This is a genomic window from Paenarthrobacter sp. CC6 (assembly GCF_040560085.1).
Taxonomy (GTDB): Bacteria; Actinomycetota; Actinomycetes; order Actinomycetales; family Micrococcaceae; genus Arthrobacter; species Arthrobacter nicotinovorans.
In genome coordinates this window covers 17,127-31,476 of the sequence record NZ_JARDAN010000021.1, presented here as the reverse complement: position 1 = coordinate 31,476, position 14,350 = coordinate 17,127, and the positions used below count along the sequence as shown (strand labels likewise).

The 14,350-nt window shown below is 63.4% G+C and carries 17 protein-coding genes; 13 read left to right on the top strand and 4 right to left on the bottom strand.

Annotation, left to right across the window (positions count from 1 at the left end; genetic code table 11):
* Positions 1-80: 80 nt before the first annotated feature.
* The 8 genes from PV760_RS18125 (at position 81) to disA (ending at position 7,501) form a co-directional block, all read left to right on the top strand.
* Complete coding sequence (locus tag PV760_RS18125; RefSeq protein WP_018780125.1) at positions 81-1,208, top strand: FUSC family protein; 1,128 nt, start codon at positions 81-83, stop codon at positions 1,206-1,208.
* Positions 1,209-1,261: 53 nt separating this feature from the next.
* Positions 1,262-1,969, top strand: a complete 708-nt coding sequence (locus PV760_RS18120) for a phosphatase PAP2 family protein (protein WP_354628382.1) — start codon at positions 1,262-1,264, stop codon at positions 1,967-1,969.
* 122 nt (positions 1,970-2,091) lie between these two features.
* Positions 2,092-2,439, top strand: a complete 348-nt coding sequence (locus tag PV760_RS18115) for a helix-turn-helix domain-containing protein (RefSeq protein ID WP_179128450.1) — start codon at positions 2,092-2,094, stop codon at positions 2,437-2,439.
* Positions 2,436-3,266 (top strand): ImmA/IrrE family metallo-endopeptidase, encoded by an 831-nt coding sequence (locus PV760_RS18110; protein ID WP_354628381.1) that lies wholly within the window; start codon positions 2,436-2,438, stop codon positions 3,264-3,266. The genes PV760_RS18115 and PV760_RS18110 overlap by 4 nt, the downstream gene beginning before the upstream one ends.
* 3 nt (positions 3,267-3,269) lie before the next feature.
* The gene (locus tag PV760_RS18105) at positions 3,270-3,932 is read left to right on the top strand and encodes a PIN domain-containing protein (protein WP_189076357.1); all 663 of its coding nucleotides are present in this window, start codon (positions 3,270-3,272) and stop codon (positions 3,930-3,932) included.
* 137 nt (positions 3,933-4,069) lie between these two features.
* The gene (gene radA, locus PV760_RS18100) at positions 4,070-5,443 is read left to right on the top strand and encodes a DNA repair protein RadA (RefSeq protein ID WP_018780123.1); all 1,374 of its coding nucleotides are present in this window, start codon (positions 4,070-4,072) and stop codon (positions 5,441-5,443) included.
* Positions 5,444-5,496: 53 nt separating this feature from the next.
* Entirely contained in the window at positions 5,497-6,120 is a 624-nt protein-coding gene (locus tag PV760_RS18095) for a Pr6Pr family membrane protein (protein WP_018780122.1), read from the top strand.
* Between the two features lie 304 nt (positions 6,121-6,424).
* Complete coding sequence (gene disA / locus PV760_RS18090; RefSeq protein WP_018780121.1) at positions 6,425-7,501, top strand: DNA integrity scanning diadenylate cyclase DisA; 1,077 nt, start codon at positions 6,425-6,427, stop codon at positions 7,499-7,501.
* 35 nt (positions 7,502-7,536) lie between these two features.
* Here disA and PV760_RS18085 read toward each other — a convergent pair whose 3' ends face one another.
* Positions 7,537-8,238 carry a hypothetical protein gene (locus PV760_RS18085; protein WP_354628380.1) on the bottom strand — a complete coding sequence of 234 codons (702 nt, stop codon included), beginning with the start codon at positions 8,236-8,238 and terminating at the stop codon, positions 7,537-7,539.
* A gap of 125 nt (positions 8,239-8,363) precedes the next feature.
* On the opposite strand from PV760_RS18085, the gene PV760_RS18080 reads away from it, so the two are divergent.
* The 3 genes from PV760_RS18080 (at position 8,364) to dctA (ending at position 11,372) form a co-directional block, all read left to right on the top strand.
* Positions 8,364-9,314, top strand: a complete 951-nt coding sequence (locus PV760_RS18080; protein ID WP_018780119.1) for an iron-sulfur binding domain-containing protein — start codon at positions 8,364-8,366, stop codon at positions 9,312-9,314.
* Between the two features lie 31 nt (positions 9,315-9,345).
* The gene (locus PV760_RS18075; RefSeq protein WP_354628379.1) at positions 9,346-9,828 is read left to right on the top strand and encodes a hypothetical protein; all 483 of its coding nucleotides are present in this window, start codon (positions 9,346-9,348) and stop codon (positions 9,826-9,828) included.
* Between the two features lie 158 nt (positions 9,829-9,986).
* Positions 9,987-11,372: a C4-dicarboxylate transporter DctA gene (gene dctA / locus PV760_RS18070; RefSeq protein ID WP_052247086.1), complete on the top strand. Its 1,386-nt coding sequence runs from the start codon at positions 9,987-9,989 to the stop codon at positions 11,370-11,372.
* On the opposite strand, the gene PV760_RS18065 is transcribed toward dctA, so the two are convergent.
* Complete coding sequence (locus PV760_RS18065) at positions 11,332-12,138, bottom strand: helix-turn-helix domain-containing protein (RefSeq protein ID WP_354628378.1); 807 nt, start codon at positions 12,136-12,138, stop codon at positions 11,332-11,334. The two genes, dctA and PV760_RS18065, sit on opposite strands and share 41 nt — an antisense overlap.
* 262 nt (positions 12,139-12,400) lie before the next feature.
* Between PV760_RS18065 and PV760_RS18060 the strand changes: the two genes are divergently transcribed.
* Positions 12,401-13,132, top strand: coding sequence for a GAF and ANTAR domain-containing protein (locus PV760_RS18060; RefSeq protein WP_354628377.1), 732 nt, complete (start codon positions 12,401-12,403; stop codon positions 13,130-13,132).
* A gap of 30 nt (positions 13,133-13,162) precedes the next feature.
* Here PV760_RS18060 and PV760_RS18055 read toward each other — a convergent pair whose 3' ends face one another.
* Entirely contained in the window at positions 13,163-13,315 is a 153-nt protein-coding gene (locus PV760_RS18055; protein ID WP_229778644.1) for a hypothetical protein, read from the bottom strand.
* Between the two features lie 166 nt (positions 13,316-13,481).
* Between PV760_RS18055 and PV760_RS18050 the strand changes: the two genes are divergently transcribed.
* The gene (locus PV760_RS18050) at positions 13,482-13,994 is read left to right on the top strand and encodes a VOC family protein (RefSeq protein ID WP_018780113.1); all 513 of its coding nucleotides are present in this window, start codon (positions 13,482-13,484) and stop codon (positions 13,992-13,994) included.
* Here PV760_RS18050 and PV760_RS18045 read toward each other — a convergent pair.
* On the bottom strand, positions 13,991-14,350 hold the full coding sequence (locus tag PV760_RS18045; protein ID WP_039239183.1) for a VOC family protein: 360 nt from the start codon (positions 14,348-14,350) through the stop codon (positions 13,991-13,993). The genes PV760_RS18050 and PV760_RS18045 overlap by 4 nt on opposite strands.

Below are 14,350 nucleotides of genomic sequence, written 5' to 3'. Positions count from 1 at the left end.
GCGCGCGCCACCTTGAGTGGTTCCCCGGTTGCGCTCGTCGCTCCCTGGCAGATGGCGGGCGGGGAAATAGACTGAAGGACATGGCTGCCGCTAAGGGACTGAACGCAAGCAAGAGGTTTCTGCGGGCCAGAGTCAGGACCGGCTTGGTCCGGAGCCGGAACTCGTTGACGCCGGCCATCCAAATGACGGTGTGCGCGGTTGGCGCCTACGCTTTCGCCGAATACGTGTTGGGCCACCAAGGGCCTCTGTTCGCCGCAACGTCTTCCCTGATTGCCTTGGGTTTCTCACGCGATCCCCGGCTGCGCCGGGTGATAGAGGTAGGCCTGGGCTGCACACTGGGCATCGTGGTTGGTGATTTGCTGCTTCACTGGCTGGGCGCCGGGATCTGGCAGGCCGCCGTCGTACTTCTCTTCTCGATCCTGTTGGCCAGGTTCCTGGACAGCGGGACTATTTTCACCACGCAGCTGGGGCTGCAGTCGCTTCTGGTGGTGTTGCTTCCGGCGCCGGCCGGCGGGCCTTTTACGCGCAGCCTGGACGCCGTGGTGGGTGGCGTGTTTGCGCTGCTGGTGACCATCCTGGTGCCCAAGGATCCACGCCGGGAACCGCGGAAGGACATCCAGAAGATTCTGCACGAGCTCGCCGAGGTTCTTCGTGAGTGTGCCACGGCCATGATCGAAAGCGACTCCACCACTGCCTGGCACGCCCTGATCCGTGGCCGCAACTGCCAGCCTTTGGTGGATCGGATGCGGCAAACGCTGCGGGCTTCCGGCGAGGTGGCGACGCTGGCCCCGGCGCATCGCCGGCACCGCGATGAACTCGCCGGCCTGGAGCATTCGCTGGAGTACATCGACCTCGCACTGCGCAACAGCCGGGTGTTCGCACGCCGCCTCACCAGTGCCATCAACCACGCGGCTTTGTCCGACGAGGCGATCGAGAGCATCTCGGAGGTCCTGCAGGAAACTGCGGCCGCCATCGACGAGATGACCATCGGGCTGTCCGAGCAGAGCGAAGGAACGCGCAGGGTGCATCTGCGGCGGGCCAGGAACGACCTCTCGGACATCGCCGCCCGGCTGCACCCGAAGATGCTTGACGTCCAGAGGCTCGAAGGCGAAACCGTGGTGATGCTGTTCCGGCCGCTCATGGTGGACCTGCTTGAGGCCAGTGGGATGGAACCTGAGGAAGCCCGGGCGGTACTGCCCGCGCTGTAGCTTTCGCCCGGCGTTCCCAGCCAAGTCCCATTTACTCTGTGGATAATGGGCCGATGCTTTCTGCACCTTCTGCGCGTCTGGCCCTGCGCCCAAAACCTGCCCCTGCACTTCGGGTACGGCAGCGGGTCCTGTTCCTGTGGGCGGGCGGGTTGTTTGTTGCCGGGGACGTGGTCTTCTGGTTGATGTTCGCTTCCGTGTTGTCCTCGAGCGGCCTGGCGACGCTCGACGGAGCCGTTCACTCGGTGGTTGTCGATTCCCGCAACGCTTTGGCTACGGCCTTCCTGGCCGGCGTCTCGGAAGCCACCTCACCCACCATGATGTCCATCATCGGCGGCCTGGTCGCCGTGGCATGGGCCGTATGGAAGAAGGAACTGTGGCGTCCGGCCATCCTGATGGGCGCGATGGTGCTTTCCGTGGTGCTCGCGGCGGTCATCAAGCTGGACGTTTCCCGGTCGCGGCCGTCGTCGTCGGACTTCCTCCTGGGCCCCGATGACGCCCTGTCCTTCCCCTCCGGCCACACGCTCGGCGCCGCGGTCTTCACGCTTGTCCTGGCCTACTTGCTGGTGTCCCGTTCAGGAACACGCACGACGGCGGTGGCCGCCTACGCAGGGGCCGCCCTGCTGACGCTGCTGGTCGCCTACAGCCGGCTCTACCTTGGCTACCACTGGCTCACCGACGTGGTGGCGTCGATGGGTGTGGCACTGGGCGTGTTTGGCCTGGCAGTGTTCGTTGACGCGGTGCGCTACGGACGGGCCGCTTGAATCGAGGAGGTTGTTTCCCGAATCTCGATACGGGGCCCGAAACGACATGCGCCGTGAGCCATCGGGATGCCTCGGGGTGTCAAATGCGCTAGACTTGAATCAAGTTTTCGAAAATTGATTCAGTGGGGGTTCCCGTGGCGACGGCTGACTTAGGACAACGAATTGCCGCCCGACGAGCAGAAGCCGGGCGGACCCAGCGGGACCTCGAGGCAGAGACGGGCATCTCACAGTCCACGCTGGCGCGCATTGAAAGCGGCCTCCGGAGGCCGAGGATGGACGAGATAATTTCGATTGCTTGGGCTTTGGGCTGCCCGGCGGAGGCACTTCTCGCTGAGAACCCAGTCCGCGATCGTGTGCTCGTGGCCAGCCGAGCAAATCTTCCTACAGCCGATGCCGCGGAAGTGAAAAGGAAGCTCACCCAGTTCCTGGAAATGGACGCGTACCTGGCCAGTCACGGCATCGGCGCATGACGCCAGAGCGCGCTCCAATTCCGCACAGCATCGGACCAAGCGAGCGGGAGGCCTATCTCGCAGCTGAAGGCATCAGGAATAGCCTGGGACTGGGCCTCGGACCCATAGCCGACCTTCACGAACTCATTGGCCTTGTTGCTCCGGGAGTCGATGTAGCGATTCTGGAAATGCCGGCAGGCATGGATGGCATGGTGTTGACAGATCCGGTTCGCGAAAAATCTGTGATTGGTGTTGCAACGACCGGTGTTCCGGGTCGCCAAAGATCGTCCCTTGGCCATGAGCTGGGACATATCGTCTTCAAAGACAACGAGGCCGGACTACCACATGACCCCTCAGCCAGAAGGCCCGAAGAGATCAGAGCCGACACCTTTTCGCGCCACCTCTTGGCTCCGGTTGGGGGAGTCTCAGCTTTCCTTGAAGATTTGAATGTCGATAAGGGTAGCGCCCGGCTCCGTGACGTTTCGTCCGTTGTGCGGCACTATCAGGTCTCCCCGAACTTCGCACTCATCCAAATGCACTCAGAAGGCTGGATCACAACTACGCAGAAAACACAGTGGTGGCCTCAGACTGCACATTCGCTGGCACTTCGGTTCGGCTGGATCGGCGACTACAGAGCCATGGCCGCCGAAAGCCTCACCCCAAGACCACCGCAGCGCCTGGTTGAGAATGCCACGGAGGGGTATATTCGCAACCTGGTTTCAGTCCAAGGTTTGGCCGCACTCAGCGGCGTAGACACAGACCAACTGCTCCGCGAGCTCGAAGAGGCAGGCATTCATCCTGAAATTATCGACGTCGCATGGGCCGACCTCGACGCTTTCGGAGACTGAGCGATGGCCGCACAGATTACAATCCTCGATGCAGGACCCTGCATCACTTTCTGCGCGGCCGCCAAGCACGCATTGCTCCTCGAAGTGCTCCGACGGGGTTCCAATCAACTGCATGTCCCCGACGTAGTGGATGGTGAAATCACCAATCGCGGATCTAACCGCCGCGACTTTCCGCCCGCCACCGTTCCAAACTGGCACTGGCTTGTCAGCCACGACCATATTGGGATCCTGGACTCCCATGTCTCAGAAGAGGACCTGAACGCACTTTCAGAGGCAGTCGTAAAACTAACGGGAATGCCGCTCGCTCAGAGGCTCATGGAGGGTCGCGATTTAGGCGAGGTTCTCGTGATCGCCCACGCAATGGTGCGGAAAGACCGCGGGGAAGACGTATATGTGGTGATCGACGAGTACAGAGGCCAGCAGTTGGCCAGCAAGTTTGGACTCAAAATCATTGACACGCCTTGGATCCTCAGTAGCGCGGTGAGACGCGGGCTGATTGCGGATCGCGGCGAAATGAGGAAGGTCTACAACGCACTACGGCAATTCGATGCCGGTCTGATTCACATCGACCAGACTCACCTTTTGGGCAAACCGCTTTGGGCGCAGAAACCAACGTCAATGAGCGACGTAGGCGCCGATGAAACCGCGGCACTCTCAGAGCCGTGACAGCCCACACATACAAATCGCCCGCGCAGCAATAGATCTCCAAGGGTCGAAGGCGCGTTAAAGAGTGCGAATTGCACTTAAGGCCGTACTGTCGGTCCCGGCCAATACTGTCAGTCCCCACGACTAGTCTGGAACGCATGGCTTCAAAGACATCGCGCGCATCCAAGACACCCGCCTACAAGTGCGCAGAATGCGGCTGGACAGCCATCAAGTGGGTGGGGCGCTGCGGTGAGTGCCAGGCCTGGGGAACCGTCGAGGAATACGGCGCCACTGTTGCGCGCACGACGGCGGCCGCCACAGTTTTGGAGCCGGCCCGCCGCATCGCCGAGGTCGACGGGACCACCGCCGCGTTCCTGCCCACCGGAGTGGACGAACTGGACCGCGTCCTGGGAGGCGGGCTTGTTCCTGGTGCCGTGATCCTGCTCGCCGGGGAACCCGGCGTCGGAAAATCCACGCTGCTGCTGGACGTCGCGGCCAAGTTCGCGCGGACCGGGCAGGACGTCCTTTACATCACGGGCGAGGAGTCGGCAGCCCAGGTGAAGCTGCGCGCTGAGCGGATCGACGCCGTCGCCCACACCCTTTACTTGTCAGCGGAGACCGACCTCGGGCAGGCGCTGGGCCAGGTGGAGAAGCTTGAGCCCAAGCTGCTGATTGTTGACTCCGTGCAAACGTTGAGCAGCGCGGATGTGGAGGGCAGCGCCGGCGGTGTTTCGCAGGTACGCGAGGTTGCGGCCTCCATCATTGCCGCGGCCAAAAAGCGCAACATGACCACATTGCTGGTGGGCCATGTGACCAAGGAAGGCACCATCGCCGGTCCGCGTTTGCTGGAGCACTTGGTGGACGTCGTGTGCCAGTTCGAAGGCGAGCGCCATTCGCGTCTCCGCCTGCTGCGGGCCGTCAAGAACCGGTACGGCGCCACGGACGATGTCGGGTGTTTCGACCTCAACGAAACAGGCATCGAAGGACTGGCTGATCCCAGCGGACTGTTCGTTTCACGCACCCGTGAGCCCGTGTCCGGGACGTGCATCACGGTCACCATGGAAGGCCGCCGGCCTTTGCTCGCCGAGGTCCAGTCGCTCCTTGCCGAGAGCCCCAACTCCCAACCACGCCGCGCCACCAGCGGCCTGGAAAGCTCCCGAGTGGCAATGCTGCTGGCAGTCCTGCAGCAACGTGCGGGCTGCATGCTCCATAAGGACGATTCCTACGTGGCAACGGTGGGCGGCGTGAAACTTACGGAGCCCGCCACGGACCTGGCGGTGGCGCTGGCCGTTGCGTCGGCAAAATCGAGGAAGGCCCTCCCCCAGCGGCTCATTGCGTTCGGCGAAGTGGGCCTGGCGGGCGAGGTCCGCCCTGTTCCCGGGATCAACCAGCGCATCCAGGAGGCCCACCGGCTCGGGTTCACCCACGCGATCGTTCCGGCGAGTCCTGCCGGGGCCGGGGTCATCCCGGATGGCTTCTCCGTGCGCGAGGTGGGGCACCTTGCAGAGGCACTGGAACTGCTGATCACTTAACACTTTCGGGGTGTCGGGCCACCCACCGACTTCCTTTGGGCAAGGATTGGCCCATGACCAAGAGAAATGTGCTTGTCGGGGGACGCTTCTTCTTTGGCCTTTTGACCTTGATAGCGGTGGGTACACAGCTGACGGTTCATTTGGGCATGGGCTACGACCTCTGGAACTTCTTCAGCTACTTCACCAATCTGTCCAACATCTTTGCTGCGTTGGTGCTCCTCATCAGCGGCTACCGGGTCCTGATCCGGAAACGCCCCTCGGAGGCCGACGACGTGACCCGCGGGACCGCCACCATCGCCATGGCGGTGGTGGGGCTGGTGTTCGGTGCCCTGCTTGCGGGCGAGGACCTCGGGTCCCTGCTCCCGTGGGTGAACTTCGTGGTCCACTACCTGATGCCTGTGGTGATGGTGGCGGATTGGCTGTTCCAGCCGCCCCGGACCACCCTCAAGCCCAAGCACATCTGGTATTGGCTTCTCTACCCCATCGGTTACCTGGTCTACAGCCTGATCCGGGGAGCCTTTGTGAACTGGTACCCCTACTGGTTCATCGATCCGGCACGTGCTGGTGGCTGGACGGGTGTCGTGGTCTTCGCTCTGGCCATATCAGTCGGCTTCCTCGTAGTGAGCCTTGCGATGCTGTGGCTGGGAAACAAGCTCAAGCGACAGGTTGATTACTGAGGTCCATGGATGAACGGGCAGCATCGGTCTCAGCCGGGCAATAAATACACCAACTTGTTATATGAGCCCACGTCAACGGGCCTCGTTCGTAAAGTGCGCCTGCCGGGCGTCGTCGAAAACCCACCTCCGGAGCACTGCCGAACATAACGAAATGGCCCACTTTGGGGCTTGCTGGTGCGGTTAAGGGTGCGATGAAGCCCTATCATTGAGCTTGTCGTCACAAGGCCATTTTTCGGATGCGCCAACTGACACCGCATTCAGCATGTCTGCGAGCCATGGGCTTGCACCTTCGAAGGGAAACCCTATGGCCCGGAGCCCGGAAGAGTCGCTCAAGGCGACCCTGGCCAGAGTCGCACCCGGAACTCCGTTGCGTGACGGCCTGGAGCGCATCCTCCGCGGGCGGACCGGCGCTTTGATCGTGCTGGGATATGACCGCACCATCGATTCCATCTGCTCGGGTGGATTCGACATCGGCATCGATTTCTCCCCCACACGGCTTCGCGAGCTGGCAAAGATGGATGGGGCCATCATCTGCGACAAGGACGCCAGCAACATCGTCCGCGCCGCCGTGCAACTGGTCCCGGACTCGAGCATCGAAACCCAGGAATCCGGTACCCGGCACCGCACGGCCGAACGCGTCGCGATTCAAACAGGTGTTCCCGTCATCTCGGTGAGTCAATCCATGCAGATCATCGCATTGTACGTGAACGGCCTGCGCCACGTCCTGGAAGGGTCGGAGAAGGTCCTGGCCCGCGCCAACCAGGCACTGGCGACCCTGGAGCGTTACAGCGCCAGGTTGGACCAGGTCACCAGTTCGCTTTCAGCCTTGGAGATCGAGGCTTTGGTCACGGTCAGGGATGTTGCCGTGACCCTGCAGCGCCAGGAAATGGTCCGGCGCATCTCTGAGGAAATTGCCCAGTACGTCCTGGAACTTGGCGAAGACGGCCGCTTGTTGTCCCTGCAGGTTGAGGAACTCACTGTGGGCCGCGGACCTGGCAGTGAAGTGATCATCCGGGATTACTCGGACCCCAACACCACACCCGAGGAGATCGAGGAAGCCGTGCAGGCGCTGCTCAACCTCGGACCCACGGAATTGATCGACCTCAGCCGCATCGCCCACATCATCGGGTTTGCCGGTGGCGTTGAGCAGTTGGACGCGGTGGTCCAGCCGCGCGGCTACCGTTTGCTGTCCGGTTTGAAGTCCGTGCCCAAGGCTGTCGCCGACCGTCTGGTGGACTACTTCGGCGGGCTGCAGAACCTGATGGCTGCCACTATTGACGATCTCATGACCGTGGACGGCATCGGCGATCAGCGTGCCCGTACGGTCCGCGAAGGTTTGAGCCGCATGGCCGAGGCGAGCCTGCTGGACCGGTTCCTCTAAGCCGCCGGCCGCCGTCGGACGCTTTCCGGCGGGTGTCAGCTCAGCTGGAAAACCGCTTTGGGACTGGCCTTGTTTCCCAGCCGCGCCTCAAATGTGTAGTAGGCGCCCCCGGCGCCGGGTTTGGCGTCGATCACGCCGCAGCCTTCCAGCGACCTGTTCCGCTGCCAGGGGAAGTTCGCAGTCTCGCTCTTGCCCGGTTGGATGGTCTTCACCAGGTCCTCCCCGCCGGTCTGGCAGTCCTTGGAGGAGAAAATGCGGTCGGATCCGCTCATCACCACGTATTCCATCTGGGACGTGCCCACGTTGACTTCGCAAGGTGCAGTGCCGCCGTTGGTGATTGTCATGGTGAGCAGCGGCTTTTCTTCCGCACCGTAGGCGGGCTTGTCGGTTTTCGCGGCGACGGTCATCAGGTTGAAGTCGCATACGGGACTGGGCGAAGCCGACGGCGACGGCGTCGTGGACGCTGCGCTCCCCTGCGTAGGCGCTTGCGCGGGTTCGGAGGTGGACACCGCTTGCGGCTCAGGACTCCCGGCGAAAGTCCCGGCGACAGCCAGCACCCCCACAACCACCAGGGCAATCACCAGCAGCAGGCCGCCGAAAACAACCTGCCGACGACGGCGGTACACGGCAGGGCTGGGACGCCTCTTTTTCGCCGGGGTTCCGGAGGAGCCGCGGGCAGCACCCTTCGCCGGCGCTGTTGAGCGCGCGGTCGACTGCTGCTTACCGTTGGAGGCCATGCTTCTAGGCTAGGCTCGCGGTTGTCAGGGCACCTAACCTACACGCCGCAGGGCAGCAATCCGGGGCTGTGTGACGTCGGCCATGGGCGGGTGCGCGCGGCCGTTCCACTACAGTGGATGGCAGTATGACACTTCCCGATTCCGTCCAGCTCGCCGGCCTCCACGACGCCCTGGACCAGTGGTTTTCCCGGACAGCCAGGGACCTCCCATGGCGCGAGCCCGACTGCAGCCCGTGGGGCATTCTGGTCAGCGAAGTCATGCTCCAGCAAACCCCCGTGGTCCGGGTCCTGCCCGTGTGGCTCGACTGGATGGAGCGCTGGCCCACCCCCGCCCGGCTGGCCGCGGAGCCCTCCGGTGAGGCGGTCCGCCACTGGGGGCGCCTGGGTTATCCGCGCCGCGCGCTCCGGCTGCACGCTGCCGCCGTCGCCATCCGTGAGCAGCATGACGGCAAGGTTCCCGATACTTATCCGGAGCTCCTTGGGCTGCCGGGTGTTGGCAGCTACACAGCTGCCGCCGTCGCCGCTTTTGCCTTCGGACGGCGGGAGACCGTGGTGGACACCAACATCCGGCGTGTCCACGCACGGCTCATCTCGGGGAATGCCCTGCCGGCTCCAGCGCTCACTGCGGCGGAAATGCGCCTCGCCGACTCGCTCCTCCCCGACGACCAGGCCATGTCCGTCCGTTGGAACGCCTCCGTCATGGAGTTGGGAGCGATGGTCTGCACGGCCCGCAATCCCAAATGCGCGGACTGTCCCGTCCGCTCCAGCTGCGCGTGGCTCGCGGCCGGTGAGCCGCCGCCGTCGTACACGCCCAAGGGGCAGTCCTGGCACGGCACCGACCGCCAGGTTCGCGGCGCCGTGATGGCCGTCCTGCGCGAAGCGTCACACCCCGTTCCGCGCGACATGTTTGAGCGGGCGCCCGCGGACCTTGGATTCGAGGCCTCGGGCATCGGCATTCCGCTGGCCGCCCTGCACCGGCTGAACTCGGCACCTGAGCAGCTTGAGCGGGCACTGGACGGGCTGTTGGCCGACGGCCTGGCGGAGATGCACGACGACGGGTTGCGGCTTCCGGCGTAGCGGTGCGGCCACCGCCGTCCTACTCTGAAGCATGGGGAGCATCGGAGTGGCTTTCACGCTGGCGGGGGCCGTGGCCCTGCTGACCGGCTGCGTTGCCGAGCCGGTCGCCTGCCCGGCGATTGGCCATGTGGCGGGAGTGTCCCTCACTGTGGTTGCCGGGTACGCGGACCAGGTCGGCTCCCTGCGGCTGAAGGCCTGCCAGGACGCCGCGTGCACGGAGAAGGACATCATGCTAAACCCAGGCGCCGTGACAGCGGACGAAAGCTGCACGCCGGACGGGGTGTGCTCGGCTACCTCATCTCCGGATGGCACCCTGCAGGGCTTCCTCGAGTTGCCGGCCCTGAGTGAGTCTCCCCTCGAAGTGACGGTGAACGGCACTTCCAAGACCGGCGCCCCGCTGCCCACCCGCACACTGGAGTTCACACCGAAGGGCGACTACCCGTACGGCGAGAAGTGCGGAAGGGTCATTGCGGCCGGCGTGTGGCTGGATGCGGCGGGGCTGCGGCAACGCTGAGTCGGATTCAAATTGAGTTTCCGCATTGTGGAAACTTGCTTCCGATATTAAACATAGCGGGACCTTGGAATTAGCATTCCGGAAACAAGCCTTCCATAGCGTCTTATGTGATCCCGGACCGTGACCTTGCGCGGCCGTTTGCATAGATAGGCGCCATTGTGAAGATTCCAACATCCGCCACGGCTGTGAGCCCCGCGGCAAAGAAGCCCTTGTACAAATCCTTGTTCTTCCAGATCCTGGTGGCCGTGGTGTTGGGGATCGCCATCGGCTATCTCTGGCCGGACCTTGGTTCCGCTCTCCGCCCACTGGGCGACGGCTTCATCCAGCTCATCAAAATGATCATCGCCCCGCTTATTTTCCTGGTTATCGTCACAGGTATCTCCGCTGTGGGTGACGTGAAAGCCGTGGGCCGGGTAGGAGTGAAAGCGCTGATCTACTTCACTGCCGCCACGCTGTTCGCGCTGGCATTCGGCCTTGTAGTAGCCAACATCGTGCAGCCGGGTGCAGGCCTGAACATCGATCCCGCCACCTTGTCAGCGGATGCGGTGAACGCCAAGACCACCGCTGCTCCGCCCAAAGACGCGGGCCAATTCCTGCTCGGAATCATCCCCACCAGCGTGGTCGGGGCGTTCGCGTCCAACTCATTGCTTCAGGTCCTGTGCTTCGCTGTGTTCTTTGGCGCCGCCATCGTGGTTGTCGGGCGCGAGAAGTGCAAGCCCGTCGTCGATGTCATGGAGACCACCCTGGAGCTCTTCTTCAAGATCATGGGCTGGGTCATGCGGGTTGCGCCAGTGGGGGCTTTCGGTGCCATGGCCTTCATCATCGGCCAGTACGGTCTCAGCTCGCTCAGTACCTACGCCCTGCTGATTGCGGCTTGCTATGGCTCAGCCGTGGTCTTCATAGCCTTGCTGTTCGTCGTCGCCTGGGTCTACCCTCGCGTCCCGCTGTGGCAGTTCATCAAGTACACCCGCGAAGAGTTCCTGCTGGCCCTGGGTACGGCCTCTACCGAATCGGTGCTGCCCCGCATCATGACCAAGCTGACCAACGCCGGCTGCTCCCGGGCGACAACAGGCCTGGTGGTTCCCACCGGATACTCCTTCAACCTCGACGGCGCCGCGCTCTACCTCTCAATCTCCCTCCTGTTCCTGGCGCAGGCCTTCGGCCACAACCTGGACCTCGGGCAGCAGCTGGCCGCCCTCGGCATCCTGATGCTCACGTCCAAAGGCATGGCCGGCGTTCCCGGATCGGCCTTCCTGGCCCTCTCGGCGACGGCAGGCGCCCTGGGGATCTTCCCGGTAGCGGGAGTGGCCCTGCTTCTGGGTGCCGACCGGCTGATGGACTCCATGCGCGTCGTGGTCAACCTCCTGGGCAATTGTGTTGCCACGTTCGTCGTCTCCAAGTGGGAGGGGCAGTTCGATCGCGAGGCCATGCTGGCGGCATTCCGCGGCGAAACAACCAATACAGAGGTCAGTGAAACCGCCGCTGAACCTTCCGTCCCGGCACTCACGACTCCCCGGCTGACCTCCGATACGTACTCGGCGTAAAGCCCAGATATTTCCGGAAGTCGTTCGTCAGGTGCGCATGGTCTGCGTAACCAAGTTCGACGGCGATCGCGGCAAGGTCCGCTGTTGGATCGGACCTTGCGCGCTCGGCGGCATCCTGCAGCCTGCGACGCCGGATAAGGGCCGAGGGGCTCAGGCCAACGTACTTCCTGGCAAGTCTTTGCAGGGTCCTCGGCGATACTGCCAGGCGGCGTGCTGCATCCTCAATCAGGAGCACGTCCGGCTCGGATGCGATGACGTCCACCATCCGGTTGGCGAGCAACGCCTCTTCGGACGGGACCACGTCCTGGGAAGCCAGCCAGCGAGCGAAAGCAGCCGCCGCACGCTCACGGCGGGTGCCGCCGTCGGGCTGAGCCTTTCCGGTAGGCGGCTCCATCGCTGCTGAGACAGCGGAGACAAGGTCTTCCAGTGGCAAGGCCACTTCCTGGTCGCGCATAGTCCCGGGATCGTCGGTGAAGAGCGGGACCGCAGCCGGGCGCAGCAGGGCGCCAACGGCCCAACCCTTGCCGGTGAGGTCCCGGAATGCCGCCCGGGTTGTGGGTCCCGAAAACCCCGCAGCTCCGCTTTGCACCACCAGATTGGAGGCGGGGTAGGCGATCAGGTGCTGCCGGGAGGCCCGGCCGGGCTCGATATCCCATTCGGGGATCCAGAACCACTGCACCAGATGGGACACCTCCTCGGGCGCCGGAAGGCGATGGAAGGTGGGCAACCGCGCCGGATAGAGGACGCCCTTGAAGGAGCTCTCCACAGGACCTCCGTTCGGTGTGCTGCCGTCAGCGACGAATATACCGCCCCCGGTTGCCGACTGCAGGGGCCACCAGTGTTACTGCCGCGGTGGAGCGCCAGAGTCCCGTCCCTCAAGACCGGAATTGCTGCTAGATTATTGCCGGAACTTTGGTACCAAGCGGCGGCCTGGGTGCTTTGCATCCCACGACTCTCCCGCACCGGAGTGTCCCGGGCTTCAGCAGGGAGGCCCCTGGTGCTTTGTTCTTGTTTGCGAAGGGCGGGTGGTGTTTGTGCGTTCCGGGGCCGCGGAGGACTGGTCGGATGACGCCAACAAGCTGGCTGATCTGATTGCCAGTGCGGAAGACATCAGGGCGTTCCTGAACGGGCTTACCGAACTGGGCGCGGCGGTAGCGTCCCGGTCCACAGGAACAGCAATTGAGTGTGCGGTGACGTTGGGCCGACGCAAACGTACTGCGACGATTGGAGGCAGCAGCGAACAGGCGATGCTGCTGGACCGGATCGAGCAGTCGCTGGAGCAAGGTCCCTGCATCGACGCCCTGGAGAGCGGGCGCCCCGTCCTTCTCGATGACGCGTTGTCCTCGCCGCAGTGGGACAAATACTGCCAGGAGCTGGCCGCCGTCGGAATGCGGAGCACTCTTGGCGTGCCGATGGAGCTGGAGCATGACTCTGCCGCTGTCCTGAACTTCTTTGCTCCCAAGCCCGGAACATTTACCCGCGAGGCCGTTGCTGACACGCTGACCTTCGCGGGAATCGCAGGCAAGGCCTTGCGGGTAGCAATCCGGATAACCACCCTGAACGAAACAGCGGAGAACCTTGACGCCGCCATGGAAACCCGGTCGGTCATCGACACTGCCTGCGGCGTGATTATTTCGCAGAACAGGTGCACCCCGGATGAAGCATTCCAGATCCTGAAGAAGGCTTCCAACGACCGGAACCAAAAACTGCATGAATTGGCCCGGGCCCTTGTCAACGGCGTTGCCGGCCGCCGACCATAGCCAGGACTGGACCCGCCGTGAACGGCGTCCTCAGCCGCCCTGCAGCCTCTCCGTGGCCCATCCAAGAAGAGTGAGCTCGAAGGCGGGGGGCCTGAGGGCTTCATGCACGTAGGCATCCAGCTCCAGGAGGTCGGCGCTTCCACCTTCTGCCCAATACCGGATCCATAACCGCTCAATCGTCACGATATCCAGTTCAAGAAGATTCCGAGCTGATTGCCTTGGATCGTTCATCACTGTTCCCCCTAGGTCCGCGCGTATCGATCGTCGGTTCCGTCCTGCCGGCCCCCACACGTGAAGCTGTCGCGAATCTGCAAGCGTCGCTGCCCGGCCGGCGCGTAGCGTCGTAGCCATGACCGACACAACAAGCACAGAATCAACCACTGCAGCCAACGGCCAGTACACCACCCATGGCGTACCCAACGGCCTGACCAGCCTCACGCCGTTCCTGGCCGTAACCAACGCGAGGGAAGCCATACGGTTCTATCGCGATGTCTTCGGAGCCCGTGTGGTGGGCGAGACGGAGATGGGTGGTGTTGTTGTCCACGCGGAGTTGGACTTCGGCCACGGCCATCTCCAACTCGGCGAGCCAAACCCCGACTACCACTTGGTACCGGCTCCGGATGGCGAGGACGATTGCTACTCCCTGGGCCTGTACTGCGCCGACGCGGACGGCCTGGTCAGGAAGGCCGAGCAAGCGGGCGCAACCGTCCGGGAACCGCTGGCCACCTTTGTTTCAGGTGACCGGTACGCCAGCATCCGGGACCCCTTCGGCGTTCGCTGGTCCATCATGACCCGTGTTGAGGACCTCTCCGAGGAGGAGAGCAACCGCCGGGTAGAGCAGTGGGCGGCCCGGCAGGGTTAGCTAAGGCAGAGGCAGAACGGGTGTCCGGCCGGGTCAAGGAGCACCCGGAATGTTTCCCCTGGCTGGTGATCCGCCTTGCTGGCACCGAGGGAGAGTGCAACTTCCTCGCCCTTGTCCAGGTCCTCCACAATCATGTCCAGGTGCATTTGCTGCGGGATGGTCTGGCCGGGCCACACGGGAGCCTGGTACACGTCCACCTGCTGGAAAGAGATGCAGTTGCTGCCGTCACTTGGCCGGATATCGAACCAGTCACCCTTGTCCTCGACTTCCCAGCCGAAGAGTTCGGCGTAGAAGGCAGCCAGTGCGGCCGCATCGGGACAATCGATGACAACACTCGGGAATTTAGCTATAGCCAT

Bases quoted from the DNA above. Each gene is read 5' to 3' on its own strand.
- PV760_RS18125 (WP_018780125.1), top strand. From the start codon at position 81: ATGGCTGCCGCTAAGGGACTGAACGCAAGCAAGAGGTTTCTGCGGGCC.
- PV760_RS18120 (WP_354628382.1), top strand. From the start codon at position 1,262: ATGCTTTCTGCACCTTCTGCGCGTCTGGCCCTGCGCCCAAAACCTGCC.
- PV760_RS18110 (WP_354628381.1), top strand. From the start codon at position 2,436: ATGACGCCAGAGCGCGCTCCAATTCCGCACAGCATCGGACCAAGCGAG.
- PV760_RS18105 (WP_189076357.1), top strand. From the start codon at position 3,270: ATGGCCGCACAGATTACAATCCTCGATGCAGGACCCTGCATCACTTTC.
- radA (WP_018780123.1), top strand. From the start codon at position 4,070: ATGGCTTCAAAGACATCGCGCGCATCCAAGACACCCGCCTACAAGTGC.
- PV760_RS18095 (WP_018780122.1), top strand. From the start codon at position 5,497: ATGACCAAGAGAAATGTGCTTGTCGGGGGACGCTTCTTCTTTGGCCTT.
- disA (WP_018780121.1), top strand. From the start codon at position 6,425: ATGGCCCGGAGCCCGGAAGAGTCGCTCAAGGCGACCCTGGCCAGAGTC.
- PV760_RS18085 (WP_354628380.1), bottom strand. From the start codon at position 8,238: ATGGCCTCCAACGGTAAGCAGCAGTCGACCGCGCGCTCAACAGCGCCG.
- PV760_RS18080 (WP_018780119.1), top strand. From the start codon at position 8,364: ATGACACTTCCCGATTCCGTCCAGCTCGCCGGCCTCCACGACGCCCTG.
- PV760_RS18075 (WP_354628379.1), top strand. From the start codon at position 9,346: ATGGGGAGCATCGGAGTGGCTTTCACGCTGGCGGGGGCCGTGGCCCTG.
- PV760_RS18050 (WP_018780113.1), top strand. From the start codon at position 13,482: ATGACCGACACAACAAGCACAGAATCAACCACTGCAGCCAACGGCCAG.
- PV760_RS18045 (WP_039239183.1), bottom strand. From the start codon at position 14,350: ATGGCTATAGCTAAATTCCCGAGTGTTGTCATCGATTGTCCCGATGCG.